The sequence below is a fragment of the Flavobacteriales bacterium genome (assembly GCA_016700415.1).
Taxonomy (GTDB): domain Bacteria; phylum Bacteroidota; class Bacteroidia; order Flavobacteriales_F; family PHOS-HE28; genus PHOS-HE28.
In genome coordinates this window covers 723,512-737,638 of sequence record CP065018.1, presented here as the reverse complement: position 1 = coordinate 737,638, position 14,127 = coordinate 723,512, and the positions used below count along the sequence as shown (strand labels likewise).

At 58.5% G+C, this 14,127-nt stretch carries 11 protein-coding genes; 9 read left to right on the top strand and 2 right to left on the bottom strand.

Features of this window, described 5'->3' with window-relative positions:
* The first annotated feature begins 81 nt into the window (after positions 1–81).
* The 5 genes from lon (at position 82) to IPP95_02930 (ending at position 7,132) form a co-directional block, all read left to right on the top strand.
* The gene (lon, locus tag IPP95_02950; GenBank protein ID QQS73205.1) at positions 82–2,532 is read left to right on the top strand and encodes an endopeptidase La; all 2,451 of its coding nucleotides are present in this window, start codon (positions 82–84) and stop codon (positions 2,530–2,532) included.
* 135 nt (positions 2,533–2,667) lie between these two features.
* A complete protein-coding gene (locus IPP95_02945; protein QQS73204.1) occupies positions 2,668–3,873 on the top strand; it encodes a hypothetical protein in 1,206 nt (401 codons plus the stop codon).
* Positions 3,873–5,099 carry an S-adenosylmethionine:tRNA ribosyltransferase-isomerase gene (locus IPP95_02940; GenBank protein QQS73203.1) on the top strand — a complete coding sequence of 409 codons (1,227 nt, stop codon included), beginning with the start codon at positions 3,873–3,875 and terminating at the stop codon, positions 5,097–5,099. The genes IPP95_02945 and IPP95_02940 overlap by 1 nt, the downstream gene beginning before the upstream one ends.
* Positions 5,100–5,213: 114 nt before the next feature.
* Positions 5,214–6,269 (top strand): type IX secretion system protein PorQ, encoded by a 1,056-nt coding sequence (gene porQ / locus IPP95_02935; protein QQS73202.1) that lies wholly within the window; start codon positions 5,214–5,216, stop codon positions 6,267–6,269.
* A 161-nt stretch (positions 6,270–6,430) separates the two neighbouring features.
* Positions 6,431–7,132 (top strand): (d)CMP kinase, encoded by a 702-nt coding sequence (locus tag IPP95_02930; protein QQS73201.1) that lies wholly within the window; start codon positions 6,431–6,433, stop codon positions 7,130–7,132.
* 13 nt (positions 7,133–7,145) lie between these two features.
* Here IPP95_02930 and IPP95_02925 read toward each other — a convergent pair whose 3' ends face one another.
* Both IPP95_02925 and IPP95_02920 read right to left on the bottom strand, forming a co-directional pair.
* The gene (locus tag IPP95_02925) at positions 7,146–8,042 is read right to left on the bottom strand and encodes a hypothetical protein (protein ID QQS73200.1); all 897 of its coding nucleotides are present in this window, start codon (positions 8,040–8,042) and stop codon (positions 7,146–7,148) included.
* Positions 8,039–9,277 (bottom strand): 4-hydroxy-3-methylbut-2-enyl diphosphate reductase, encoded by a 1,239-nt coding sequence (locus tag IPP95_02920; protein QQS73199.1) that lies wholly within the window; start codon positions 9,275–9,277, stop codon positions 8,039–8,041. The genes IPP95_02925 and IPP95_02920 overlap by 4 nt, the downstream gene beginning before the upstream one ends.
* 217 nt (positions 9,278–9,494) lie before the next feature.
* On the opposite strand from IPP95_02920, the gene IPP95_02915 reads away from it, so the two are divergent.
* The 4 genes from IPP95_02915 to IPP95_02900 all read left to right on the top strand — a co-directional run bounded on the left by IPP95_02915 (position 9,495) and on the right by IPP95_02900 (position 14,126).
* The gene (locus tag IPP95_02915; GenBank protein QQS73198.1) at positions 9,495–10,826 is read left to right on the top strand and encodes a gliding motility-associated C-terminal domain-containing protein; all 1,332 of its coding nucleotides are present in this window, start codon (positions 9,495–9,497) and stop codon (positions 10,824–10,826) included.
* 212 nt (positions 10,827–11,038) lie between these two features.
* Positions 11,039–12,925, top strand: a complete 1,887-nt coding sequence (gene rpsA, locus IPP95_02910) for a 30S ribosomal protein S1 (GenBank protein ID QQS73197.1) — start codon at positions 11,039–11,041, stop codon at positions 12,923–12,925.
* A gap of 97 nt (positions 12,926–13,022) precedes the next feature.
* Positions 13,023–13,556 carry a 1-acyl-sn-glycerol-3-phosphate acyltransferase gene (locus IPP95_02905; GenBank protein ID QQS73196.1) on the top strand — a complete coding sequence of 178 codons (534 nt, stop codon included), beginning with the start codon at positions 13,023–13,025 and terminating at the stop codon, positions 13,554–13,556.
* A gap of 51 nt (positions 13,557–13,607) precedes the next feature.
* Positions 13,608–14,126: a hypothetical protein gene (locus IPP95_02900; GenBank protein QQS73195.1), complete on the top strand. Its 519-nt coding sequence runs from the start codon at positions 13,608–13,610 to the stop codon at positions 14,124–14,126.
* The last annotated feature ends 1 nt before the right edge of the window (position 14,127 follow it).

Sequence of the window (14,127 nt, the reverse complement as noted above, 5' to 3'; positions counted from 1 at the left end):
TTGCCTTTTGCGCCGCTCCGCTTGATCCGCGCCGTTGGCGATCATCGTATTTTTACCACCGACATTTTGGCACCCAGTTGCATGAACGATTTTTTGATGAACGAAAACCCATTCCTCGCCTCAGGAGAGATCGACAACGAGACCGAGCTGATCCCGTTGATCACCGCCGAGGACGAGGAGTTGATGAATGCGGAGAGCACTCCGCCCGAGCTCCCCATCCTTCCCTTGCGCAACACTGTGCTCTTCCCGGGTGTTGTCATCCCCATCACCGTGGGGCGGGACCGCAGTATCAAGCTGATCCAGGAGGTTTATCGCGGCAATCGTACGCTTGGCGTGCTGAGCCAGAAGGATTCCGAGATCGAGGAGCCGGAGCCGAAGGACCTGAACAATGTGGGCACCATCGCCACGATCATTCGCATGTTGCGCATGCCCGACGGTAGCACCACTGCGGTGATACAAGGGAAGAAGCGTTTCGAGATGATCGAAATGGTGAAGACCGAGCCCTACTTCACGGCCAAAATCAAGGAATTTGCGGAGCAGCGTCCAGAGAAGGGAGAGAAGAAATTCGAGGCGTTGGTAAGCTCACTGAAGGATCTCGCAACCAACATCATCAAGGCCAGCCCGCACATTCCCACCGAGGCCAGTTTCGCCATCAAGAACATCGACAGCCCGAGCTTCCTGGTGAACTTCATCAGTAGCAACATGAACGCCGAAGTGGCGGAGAAGCAGCGGATGCTCGAAGTGGCCGACCTGAGGGAGCGTGCCAACATGCTGCTGGCGCACCTTACCAAGGAGCTGCAGATGCTGGAGATGAAGAACGAGATCCAGAGCAAGGTCCGCACCGAAGTGGACAAGCAACAGCGCGAATACTTCCTCCATCAGCAGATCAAGACCATCCAAGATGAACTGGGCGGAAACCCCATCGAGCAGGAGATCGAGGAGATGAGGGAAACGGCCAGCAAGAAGAAGTGGACCAAGAAGGTGGGCGAACTTTTCGAGAAGGAACTGCTGAAACTCCAACGGATGAACCCGGCCGGTGCCGAGTTCAGCGTGCAGTTCAACTATGTACAGCTATTACTGGAACTGCCTTGGGGCGAATACAGCGCCGATAAGTTCGACCTGAAGAACGCCCAGAAGATCCTCGACCGCGACCACTTCGGCCTGGAGAAGGTGAAGGAGCGCCTTATCGAGCACCTTGCCGTGCTGAAGCTGAAGGGTGACATGAAGGCCCCGATCATTTGCCTGTACGGCCCTCCCGGCGTGGGCAAGACCAGCTTGGGCAAGAGCATGGCGGAGGCCCTCGGGCGCAAGTACGTGCGCATGAGTTTGGGCGGCCTGCACGATGAGGCCGAGATACGCGGGCACCGCAAAACGTACATCGGCGCCATGCCCGGCCGCTTGATCCAAAGCCTCAAGAAGGCCGGAACGAGCAACCCGCTCTTCGTTCTGGACGAGATCGACAAGGTGGGCAAGGACTTCCATGGCGACCCTGCCAGCGCGCTCCTCGAAGTGCTGGACCCTGAGCAGAACCACGCCTTCTACGACAACTACGTGGAGATGGAGTACGACCTCAGCCGCGTGATGTTCGTGGCCACGGCAAACTCCCTCAGCACCATCCATCCTGCGTTGCGCGACCGCATGGAGATCATCGAGGTGAACGGCTACACGCTCGAGGAAAAAGTGCAGATCGCACAGCGCCATCTGCTGCCCAAGCTGTTGAAGGACTCCGGCATCAAGCCCAAGCAGTTCAAACTGGGCGAGGGATTGCTGGAGGCCATCGTGGAGAACTACACCGACGAGAGCGGTGTACGGGGATTGGAGAAGCGCATCGCCAAACTGGTGCGCTACCGCGCCAAGCAGATCGGCCTGAAGGAAAAATTCGCCGTCACCATCGGTGTGCAGGACCTCGTGAAGATCTACGGCCCGAGCCATGCCCGGGATAAATACCAAGGCAATGACGTGGCGGGCGTTGTCACCGGCCTCGCATGGACTCCCACCGGCGGCGACATCCTCTTTTTGGAGACCAGCATCACCAAAGGTGAAGGCAAGCTTGCGCTCACCGGCAACCTCGGCGACGTGATGAAGGAGAGCGCCATGATCGCGTTGGAATATCTCAAGGCCCACAGCGACATCATCGGCTTGGAACAGGAAGTGTTCAAGCGCTGGAACGTCCACATCCACGTACCGGAGGGCGCAACACCAAAGGACGGGCCTTCCGCAGGCATCGCCATGCTCACCAGCATCGCGAGCGCCTTCACCCAGCAGAAAGTGCGCAAGTTCCTCGCCATGACCGGTGAGATCACCCTGCGTGGGAAAGTGCTGCCCGTAGGTGGCATCAAGGAGAAGATCCTCGCGGCAAAGCGTGCAGGTATCAAGGAGATCGTGCTGAGCGAGGATAACCGCAAGGACATTGAGGAGATCGACGCGCGCTATGTTAAAGGCATGCGTTTCCACTACATCACGGAGATGATCGATGTGGTGAAGCATGCGCTGCTGAAGGAAAAAGTGGAGCACGCGCTTTTGGTGGCGTGATCTAGTTGGACGGTGTTAGTTGTCGGGCTGCGGACGGCCGCGCAGTTGATGCCAAGCTCCGGTCGAGTGGACCTGTTTGGTCGAGTCTTCGCGACGATGGAGCATTCCGCCCATCTTTGCCGCCAAGTCACTGCCATGCGCACATCCCTTTCATTCTGCCTTGGCTTAGCACTGCTCCATTCCGCGATTGAAGTCACCGCTCAACAAGGCACCACGCTTGCGCTGGTGCCGGACAAAGGCTTGGTCTTCAAGCGGGACACCACCTTCGAGCTGCTCTTCCGGTTCCGCATGCAGGACCGCGTGGCCTTCACCCATAACACGGGCGATGACCTTGAGAACGCCTCAGCATCTTTCTTGGTCCGCCGGTTCCGCCTGAAATTGGAGGGTTTCGCCCTTACACCCCGCCTGAAATACAAAGTGCAGCTCGGCCTTTCGGCAAATGACCAGAACGTGGGCGACGGTTCTCCGCCCAGCCCGTTGCTGGATGCGATGGTTTTCTACACCGTGGCGCCACACACGTCCGTCGGCTTCGGCCAAGGCAAACTTCCCGGCGGCCGTGAAGCGCTTGTTTCTTCCGGTGAGTTGGAATTGCCCGAGCGCCCGTTGGCCAACGGACCTTTCACCACTGACAGGGATTTCGGCCTTTTTGCCGACCACTCCGTGCATGCCGGCGTACAGTTGGTGCGGTTGCGCGCAGCGATCACACAAGGGGAGGGCAGAAGCTCCACCGCTGGCGACCTGGGCCTGCATTACTCTGGCCGCTTGGAATGGCTGGCATTCGGAGCTTTCAGTGGTAAGGACGGCGATTACATGGAAGGCGACATCCTGCGCGAACCCGCACCGAAGCTCTCCATCGCCACAGCGTTCAGCACCAACCGCAATGCTCGGCGCAGTTTGGGCGTGAACGGCCCACGCTTCCCCGACGGTCAAGGCCGCACCATCGACACCTTTTTTGCCGATATGCTCTTTAAAAATAACGGCTGGTCGTGGCAGAACGAGTTCGACCAAAGGCACACCGAAGGATCGCCGTTGCTGCGTGACACGGTGACAAACGCCATCATCGCTGTGGACGAAGGCTGGGGCATTACGAGCCAGTTGGGCCGTATGGTGGGTAAGCGTTCCCAGGCCGTTCTCCGCTACTCCGCCTTCATGCCCAGTGATCGCGTGGCCATGAGCTTTTCACAGCGTGAAGAGGCGTGGGCCGGTTGGTCGTACTACGTGAACGGGCACCGCATCAAATTGCAGTCGGCTGTATCGTACACCTGGCAAAACGGTGATGCGGATTTTTCGCGGACAGGCAACCAGTGGGGCCTGTTCTTACAAGTGGAAATGGGCATTTGATGGAGCATTTCGTGGACCCGCGCGCCATCGCCATCGCGGACCTGACCTACGAGCTGCCGGAGGACCGCATCGCACAGCATCCTCTGGCTGAGCGGGACCGGTCCAAACTCCTCATTTACCGTGACGGGCGTACCACCGACCGCCACTTCAGCGACCTGCCCATTGAATTGCCGGAAAGCATATTGTTGGTGCTCAACGATACCCGCGTGGTGCATGCGCGGATCACCTTCAAACGGGCCACGGGCGCGGTGATCCAATGCATGGTGCTGACCCCGGAGCAAGGCCGTACCATCGAACAGGCATTGACCGATACCCAAATGTCGCGCTGGTGGTGCATGCTGGGAAATGCCAAGCGATGGAAAGGGGAGCAACTCGCCCTGGAGCAGGACGGACGCCGGTTCGCAGCCGCGCGGATCGAGCATTGTGATGGCGAGCATCTCATCGAATTCCGTTGGTCGGGGAAAGGGATCTTTATGGACCAGTTGGAACGTTTCGGCACGGTGCCGTTGCCGCCTTACATGCGCCGTGCCGCGGAAGCGGATGACGACGCCCGCTACAACACCGTTTTCGGGGAACGCCCCGGATCGGTGGCCGCGCCCACGGCCAGCCTGCACTTCACACCTGCCGTATTGAGCGCCTTGGCAACGAAGGGCGTAAGAAACACACGCGTTACGTTGCATGTCGGCGCCGGGACCTTCCTGCCGGTGAAAAGTGCCACCATGCAGGGCCACGACATGCACAGCGAGCAATTGCGGATCCCCCGCTCGGCAATAGAAGCCATCCGTGATCGGCTCGGCGCGGGTCCGGTCATCCCGGTAGGCACCACGGCCCTGCGCACCATCGAAAGCCTGTATTGGTTCGGCGCGGATCTCGTGCATGGTGCGGAGCCCCGGACAATGGAGGTTCGCCAATGGCAACCGTATGAAGACAGCCCGGGAGTGGGACCCGAAGCGGCCTTGACGGCAGTGCTGAACTGGATGGACCGGCATGAACTGGACGTGGTGAGCGGTGCTACCCGGCTGTTGATCGCACCGGGCTATCGGTTCCGTCTCACGGATGCTCTGATCACGAATTTTCACCAGCCCCGCAGCACGTTATTGCTCTTGGTAGCAGCGCTCATCGGGCCGCAGTGGCGCGAAGTCTATGACCACGCCCTGAGCAGAGGCTACCGGTTCCTCAGTTATGGCGATGGTTCGTTGCTATGGCGAAAAGGGGAGCAGAAATAGGTGACTTGCAACACTCAGACTCAAGGCTCACGACTGACGGACTCAAGACTCACCTGCGACCTCCGAATACTACCTGCGCCTATCTTGCGTTCCCATCGCGACAGAACATCCAATATGCCCAAGTCCCTACGCTTTCTTTTTGTTGTACCGTCGTTGTTGCTCGTAGTGGCCTGCCATGCCCAGCTCGGTGGTTCCGCGGTCTTCCGTGTGCTGGACATCCCCAGCTCCGCGCGCATTTCCGGCCTGGGGGGGTCGCCCGTAGCGGTCTACGACAACGACATCAATCTGGGTCTCTTCAACCCGGCCCTGCTGAACGCCTCCATGGGTAGGCAGGTCGCTCTGAGCTACATGCCCTATATCGACGGTATCAACATCGGTTATGCGGCCTACTCCCAGCATCTGGACAGTGCCAACATCACCCTCAGCGGCTCCGTGCAATACGTGGATTACGGTACGTTCACGCGCCGGGACGAGACCGGGGAGGATCAAGGGACTTTCAAGGCCGGGGAGTACGTGGTACAAGTAGGCGCGGGCCGGGCCATCGATAGCTTGTTCAGTGTTGGGGTGAACCTGAAGTTCATCACCTCAAACATCGAATCCTACACGGCTACCGGCTGGGCCGCGGACATCGGAGGGGTCTACGTGAAAAAGGCCCTCGGGCTCACCGTGGCGGCCACCTTGCGCAACATCGGCTTCGTCTCAAGCAGCTACACGGATACCAAGGAGAAACTGCCGTTCCAAGTGCAACTTGCAGCCACCTATAAATTTCGCCATGCACCCTTCCGTTTGGGCCTTTCCTTGGACAACCTGCAACAGTGGGACCTGACCTATGACGACCCGAACGAACAGACCCAGATCGATCCCACGACCGGTGAAGTGATCGCCAAAAAGGTCACCACTGCCGAACGTACGCTCCTGCACATCGTGCCCAATGCCGAGATCCTCTTCGGACCCAATTTCATGATCCGCCTCGGATACAACTACCGCCGTCGCCAGGAACTGGCCGTGGACGTGAAGCCGGGCCTTACGGGCGTGAGCTTCGGCATCGGCCTGAAGGTGAGCCGGGTGATCGTGAGCTACAGCTTCGCCAAGTTCAATCCGGCGGGGGCCAGTAATACGTTCACCTTGGCCTTGCGCTTCGCAGATCTGAAGCGAAAGACCGAGGGGTAGGAAATTGGCCGCAGAGGCTCGGAGGCGCAGAGGTGAGCGTGAATGCTGAATTCTCGTTGCCCTCCTAGCGTTCGTTGCGGTTCGTCATCTTGCATTTCTCCGCGCCTCTGCGTCTCTGCGGCTTAACTCCTCAATTCCCAACTCGTATTTTAGCGCGCCCCATGCGTCGCATCAATATCGCCATAGACGGCTTCAGCAGCTGCGGAAAAAGCACGCTTGCGAAACAATTGGCGCATCACTTGGGCTACACCTACATCGACAGCGGGGCCATGTACCGGGCCATTGCGCTTTACGTGATCGAGAACGGCCTGGTGGTCGAAGGCAAACTGGACAAGCCCAACCTGCTGCGGGTGCTGGACAAGATCGACATCAGCTTCAAGCACGACGACGCCACGCAGCGTAGCGAGACCTGGCTCGATGGCCACAATGTGGAGCACCGGATCCGTGGCATGGAAGTGAGCAGACATGTCACGCTGGTAAGCCCGGTGCCGGAAGTTCGGGCCAAACTGGTCCAGATCCAACGGGCCTTGGGAAAGGACGGCGGCGTGGTGATGGACGGCCGAGACATTGGAACGGTGGTCTTTCCAAGGGCAGAAGTGAAACTCTACATGACGGCCCGGCCGGAGGTCCGCGCCCAGCGCCGTTATTTGGAACTGGTAGGCCGGGGCGTGGAGATCGACTATGCCAGTGTGCTGGAGAACATCGAACGCCGTGACGACGACGACACCAAGCGCGAAGCCGACCCACTGCTAAAAGCCCCGGACGCCTTGGAGATCGACAACAGCGACCTCACCGCCACCGAGCAGTTCGACTTGGCCTTGGGCTTCGTGGTGAAGACGATCGGGGTGGTGGCGGAAGCATGAATCCGACCGGAGATCAGGGTTCCGCAAAGCGGGCATTGGACAGGTCGATGTTGTAACGGAACGCGAAGTCCTCGACGGGACCAAGCCCGATCGATGCCCGGTTCTTGTTCAACGTCGCACGATCGACCAGATCCCATTTCGAGGGATCCTCGCTGTAAAATGCGAGCATGACGCCGTAGGTCGTCGGCTTGCCTTTGTCGATGTCGGCCATGTCTTGGAACGGTGCGAGGAAATCCGGTGGCAAAGCGCCCCGGTTCATCGCAGTTTGGATATATGGCAAGATCTGCTGCCACTTCGGGCTGGCGGGATAGTCGTAGAGTTGGTTGAAGAGCAGGCTTTGCGCGCGATAGAAATCACTTCCTACGGTAAGCGGCGTGGGCCATCCGCTTTCCTTCACCAAGGCCATGAGCCGCACGAAGGCACTGCTGTCCGTGACTTGTACGGTATTGCCGCTACTGTCTTCTACCATGACGTACCAACTGCCCACATTCCTCAATTTACGCATCAACACCGTGTCGGCGTGCGACAACCAGCGGGCCCTCATATAGTCCTGCATATTGAGGTAGGGCATACAGCGTTCGGACTGTAAAAAGGAATGTAAGGTGGAGTCGTACTGACCTTTCAGTATCAGGCCGTTTTCCGTGCCTTGGATCAACAATTCGTTCGCCCTTTCATCGCTGCCCGCTTTCAATGCGTTCACCACGGCATCGAAGTAATCATATCCCATGAAAGGCAGCAGCGCGAAGGCCGAATCATAAGTGTCCATGGCCTGCGCATGCTTTCCATGGGCGGCGGCCGTTTCAGCGCGCTCGATCTGCAGGCTAAACGTGATGAATTTCTCTTTCGGGGTCTGTGCGTTACAGCAGGGAAGCGCGAGAAAGAGAGAAAGTATCGCGATCGCCGGTTTCATTGCGGAGGACCGTTCTCCACCAATGCGCTCACAGCGGTTTCCGCGTCCGTCGCTCCCTCCACAAAGTCCAACACTTTCAGCATCACCCGGTCCAGCAAGGTGTCCGGGCAACTGGCGCCGCTGGTGAGCACAATGGTGACAGGTCTTTTCGTGGGCAACCAATCCGCCGTGCGCTTCAACTTGTGCGCCGGATAAATGAAGTGTTCGATCTCGCCGGATCTCAGTAATTCCTTGTCGCCATTGATGAAATAGGTGGGAAATTGCCTCTCCAGCAGTTCCACGATGTGGCTGGTATTGCTGCTGTTGTAGCCGCCAACGACCAAGGCGAGATCGGCCTCTTGCTTCAACAATTCAAGCGTGGCGTCCTGGTTGTCGTTGGTGGCGTAGCAAAGCGTGTCGCGCGTGTCGGCAAAATGTTTATTCAGCTCGGCTTCGCCATACTTTTTCAGCATCACCTGCTTGAGGTGGTCGGCGATGGCCTGGGTCTCCGTGGCCAGCATGGTGGTCTGATTCACCACTCCGATGCGTTGCAGGTCCTTGGCCGGGTCGAAGCCGGGCGTGCAGTGGGTGCCGAACAGTTCCGCAAAGCGTTCCAAGGGTATTTCGCCGGTGATGATGCGCTCCAGTTCTTCCGTTTCCGCCATGTCCTTCACGATCACTGCCGGTGAGCCCATGGCCGTGTGGCTGAAGGTGGCGCGCGTTTCCTCGTGCGCTGCCTTCCCGTGGATGATCACGGTGTGCTTTGATTCACCAAGCTGTGCGCTTCGCTTCCACACTTTCTCCACGAAGGGGCAGGTGGTGTTGTGCTTCAGCGGGTCGATGCCCAACGCTTTCAGCCGGGCCTCCGTCTCCAACGTGGTGCCGAAGGCGGGAATGATCACGATGTCGTCGCTTTTCAGCTCGTCCCAGTCCATGAGCATCTGCCCGTGGGTGTCTTGGATAAAGCGCAAGCCGCGCCCTTCGAGGTCCTCGTTCACCTCCGGGTTGTGGATCATCTGGCTCAGCAGGAAGATCCGCTTGCCGGGGTTGTCCTCCAAGGCCCTGTAGCTGATCTCGATGGCGTTTTCCACACCGTAGCAAAAGCCGAAATGACGGGCCAAGATGAAGCGCACCGTACCGAGGTCCAGCAGGGTGGGGGCGAGGTCCTTTTTCTTCGGGTCCTTTACCTTGCGAAAGGCCTTCAAGCGACCGATGAGGCTTGAACGGTAGTGCGTGGGGATATTGAAGGTGCGCATGTGTTGAAACCTTTGGCCCGCCTGGCGAAACCATGCGTCAGCCGCAGTTTGACAATGAACTTGAGCGGCCCGGCAAAGGTAGGGCCGTCGGACATTGCATTCCTTTCATCACTTCGGTCCCAGGCACCGCAGAGACACTGTTGTTCGTCCTGAAGGTCTCCGAGATAGGGGCCATTATGGTGAACGGGATCTTCACCTAACGCTATACTTGCGCCACATGCGATATCGATCGAACATCAAGAATGTGGCCATTGCCTGGTTTTCAGCACTGGCTTTTGCGGGATGGGTCCAAGCCCAGGACTGCGAGTTCAGCCTCGGACCGGACACCACGCTCTGCGACGGTCAGAACATCCTCCTGCACGGACCTTCTGGCGCCCTCTCCATCGTTTGGCAGAACGGCTTTGTCTCCCAGAACATCAGCGCAGTTACCTCGGGCATTTATTGGTGTACGGCAACCTTTCCGCAAGCGGGCGGCAACATTGTGGTGAACGGCGATTTTTCCCAAGGCGACGTCGATTTCACCACGGCCTTTCAACATGGTACGCCCGGCGGCCCGTACGGCCTGCTTTCTGATGAAGGGACCTATGCCGTTACTACGGACCCGTCATTGGTCCACAATAATTTCGCGAGCTGCGCGGACCATACCGGTGGCGGACAGATGCTTGTGGTGAACGGGTCCGCTCAGCCAAATGCGAACATCTGGTGCCAGACCATCACGGTCATACCGGACACCTACTACGCCTTCTCCGCATGGCTGATGTCCGTTACCCCGGACAATCCTGCGGAAATGGATTTTCTGGTGAACGGCAACAGCTTGGGCACGCCATTGCTGGCTTCCAATACCCTATGTGAATGGAACGAATTCTACGCGGTGTGGAATTCAGGCAACAATACCTCGGCCAACATCTGCATTATCAACCAGCAATTGGCCACGAGCGGGAATGATTTCGCATTGGACGACATCACTTTTTCGCCCTTGTGCTCCTACACGGATTCCATCGAGGTGACCGTGCTCCCACAGGCCCCGGTCGTCGACCTTGGCGAAGATGGCGCATTGTGCCCGGGCACCACCACGCAGGTGCAGGCCCAACTGGTGCCTCCCGAATGGCCATACTCGGATCTGACATACTCTTGGAGCACCGGCGAGCTTTCAACGGGGATCACCGTCCCTGGGCCAGGCACTTACACCGCGACCGTGGAAGGCCGCTGTGTGAATGCCACGGCCTCCGTCACCTATACCTTGGACACCTGTGAGACGGACCTCACCATGCCGAATGTCTTCTCCCCGAACGGCGACGGGGTGAACGACAGCTTCGGCCCCATTTTCACCGGCGAACCGGCCGACTTCAGCATGGTGATCCGAAACCGTTGGGGTCAGGAGGTGTTCACATCCTCCAAGGCGAGCATCCGTTGGAACGGAAGGGCGGAAGGCGGGGTGTTGCCCTCAGGTACCTACTTCTGGACCATCCAATACGGCAACCGATCGAACGATGGAAGCCTTTCCCAGGAAAAGGAGAACGGCACGGTGACACTTTTAGGCGGTCATTGAGGATGGGCTGGGGCGAAATCCCTTAGCCCCCCCCCGGTTCCCTTGGCACATTAGCTTGTAATTGCCCGGACAGAATACTGTCGACAGCATTGATATTCGTAGTACTTTTGCGGCCCCATTTCGGGAACTGCCCGTGCAGCGGCACCACGGGCAACCCAAAAAAACACCTTTCGGGCAGTGCCGCCTTGGCCCGGGATACAAACGGACAGTACATGTCATCAGTAGAGAACAACAAGGTCGTCTTCGCCGAACCGCCCGCGGATTTTGATTGGGACGCCCTCGAAAACACCGCTCCTGAGGAAACCGCTGAGCGGGCCAAGGTGGAAAAGCGGTATGAGGACACCCTCAGCAGCATCTCCGAGAAGGAAGTGCTGATGGGAACCATCGTTGGCCTGAACAAAAAGGAGGCGGTGATCAACATCGGATACAAGAGCGAGGGGGTTGTGCCCTTGAGCGAGTTCCGTTACAAGCCCGACCTCGCCATCGGCGACAAGGTGGAGGTGTACATCGAGAAGCAGGAGGACAAGTCCGGCCAGATGATCATCTCCCACAAGACCGCGCGCGTCCACAATGCCTGGGGCAAGGTGAACGGTGCGATGGAGACCAACGAGATCATCACGGGCTACGTGAAGTGCCGCACCAAGGGCGGCCTCATCGTGGACGTGTTCGGCATCGAGGCTTTCCTGCCCGGCAGCCAGATCGACGTGAAGCCTATCCGCGACTACGATCAGTACGTGGGCAAGAACATGGAGTTCAAGGTCGTGAAGATCAACCAGGAGTTCAAGAACGTGGTGGTCTCGCACAAGGCATTGATCGAAGCGGAGATCGAAGCACAGAAGAAGCAGATCATCGGCGGCCTCGAGAAAGGCCAAGTGCTGGAAGGCACCGTGAAGAACATCACCAGTTATGGTGTGTTCGTGGATCTCGGCGGCGTGGACGGCCTGGTCCATATCACCGACCTGAGCTACGGCCGCGTGAGCCATCCGGAGGAGGTGGTGAAACTCGACGACAAGATCAACGTGGTGATCCTCGACTTCGACGACGAGAAGCGCCGCATCGCACTCGGACTCAAGCAGCTCAGTCCGCATCCTTGGGATTCTTTGGACCCCAACCTCAATGCCGGGGACAAGGTCACCGGCAAGGTGATGGTGATCACCGACTACGGCGCGTTCGTGGAGGTGGCCTCCGGCGTGGAAGGCCTGCTGCACGTGAGCGAGATGAGCTGGAGCCAGCACTTGCGCAGCCCGAAGGACTTCCTCAAGGAAGGCCAGGAGGTGGAGGTGCAGGTCCTCAACATCGACCGCGAAGAGCGCAAGATGAGCCTCGGTATGAAGCAACTTGCTGCCGATCCCTGGGCCGACATCGAATTCAAGTACCCCGTCAATTCACGCCACACCGCCAAAGTGCGCAACTTCACCCACTTCGGCATCTTCGCCGAGTTGGAGGAGGGCGTGGACGGCCTCATCCATATCAGCGACCTGAGCTGGACCAAGCGGGTTAAGCATCCCAGCGACTTCTGTAAGATCGGTGACGAGGTCGAGGTACAGGTGTTGGAGGTGGATAAGGAGAACCGCCGCCTCAGTCTCGGCCACAAGCAAGTGGAGGAGAATCCGTGGGAGGTCTTTGCGGACACGTTCAAAGTGGGCAGTGACCACGAGGGTACCATTACCAGCCGTGCCGGCAGCAACTTCATTGTTGCGTTGCCTTATGGTGTGGAAGGCAGCGTAGCCTTGAAGCACTTGAAAAAAGAGGACGGCAGCAAGGCCAACGTGGAGGACAAGCTCCAGTTCAAGGTGCTGGAGTTCAATGGCGATGCCCGTCGCATCGTGCTCAGCCACACCCGTACCTTCGAGGAGGGTGACGACGCCGTGGTGGCAGCCCCTGCAAAGCGCGGAAGCCGCAAAGGCTCAGATGAACATGGAGGAGGCCAAAGCCCCAGCGTTCGCAGTGTGAACGAAAAGGTGGAGAAATCCCGGCTTGGGGACCTGAGCGTTCTCAGCGACCTGAAGAATGCAATGGAAACCACTGAGCGGACCGGTAAGAGCAAGCGCAAGCCAAGCCGCGAGGAGGACGAAGATGACATGGACATGGAGGGTTGATCCCTGCATGAACGAACGAACGAGGGCGGCCCGATGGGCCGCCCTCGTTCATTCAACGGACCGGGTGAAAGCGAAGATGCCGCTATCTTGCCCGCCCATGTTCAGGGCATTCTCCCATTTGGCGCTCCGGCTTTTCGGTTGGCGGGTCATTGATCATCGGCCGCCGGGCCTTGGCAGCGCGATCTACCTCGTGGCCCCACATACCAGTAACTGGGATTTCTTCATCGGCCTATTTGCGCGGAGCGTGGCCCGGATCGAAGCGAAATATCTGGCGAAGAAGTCCTTGTTCGATCCCCCCGTAGGCTGGTTCTTTCGGGCGACGGGCGGTTATCCGGTTGACCGGTCCAAAAGCATGCACATCACCGACCAAGTGGTGGAATACTTCAACACCGTCCCCGACTTTTCCATCGCGATCACCCCGGAAGGAACACGCAAGAAGGTGGAGGCTTGGAAGACCGGGTTCTGGCGGATCGCGAAAAAGGCGGATGTGCCCTTGGTGCTCACCTCTTTCGACTACAAGCGCAAGGAGGTCACGCTTAGTGAGCCTTTCCGTTTAGGGGAGGACATGGACAAGGACATCGTCACGTTGATGGATTATTTCAAACCGTTCAAGGGAAAGAACGATCATTGAGGAACGGCACCATCTTTGGTATTCTGCCGTGCGATCTCCATTCGCCATTCCATGCGCGTCCTGTTTTCCACCTTTGCCATCATCCCTGTGCTACTGTTCGCGCAAGGGCGCTTCCCGGACCTTGCCGGCGAGACCGCAGATGGCGCTGAAGTGCATCTCCCAGCTCCTGAGAACGGTGCATGGACCATCGTGGCCGTGGCGTGCGGCAAAAAGGCACAGCCACTGGTGGAGGAGTGGTTCGCGCCCGCGTACAACCGCTTCGTGGTGAAGAACGGGCTGTTCGCGACCAGTTATGATGCGGAGCTTTATCTCGTACCGGTCTTTACCGGAGCGGACAAGGCCGCTTATGGCCCCAGCATGAACGCCTTGCGCAAGAACGTGGACGCCGACATCGTCCGCCGGGTGCTCTTCTTCAACGGTGATGCTGATGCGCTGCTGCACGCCTTGGGTATCACGGACAGGAACATCCCTTACTTCTTCACCGTGGACCCCGCGGGCAAGATCGTACACCGCGAATCCGGCAAGTTCGAAGTGGACAAGCTGGACGCGTTGGAGGAGCCTATGCTTTGAT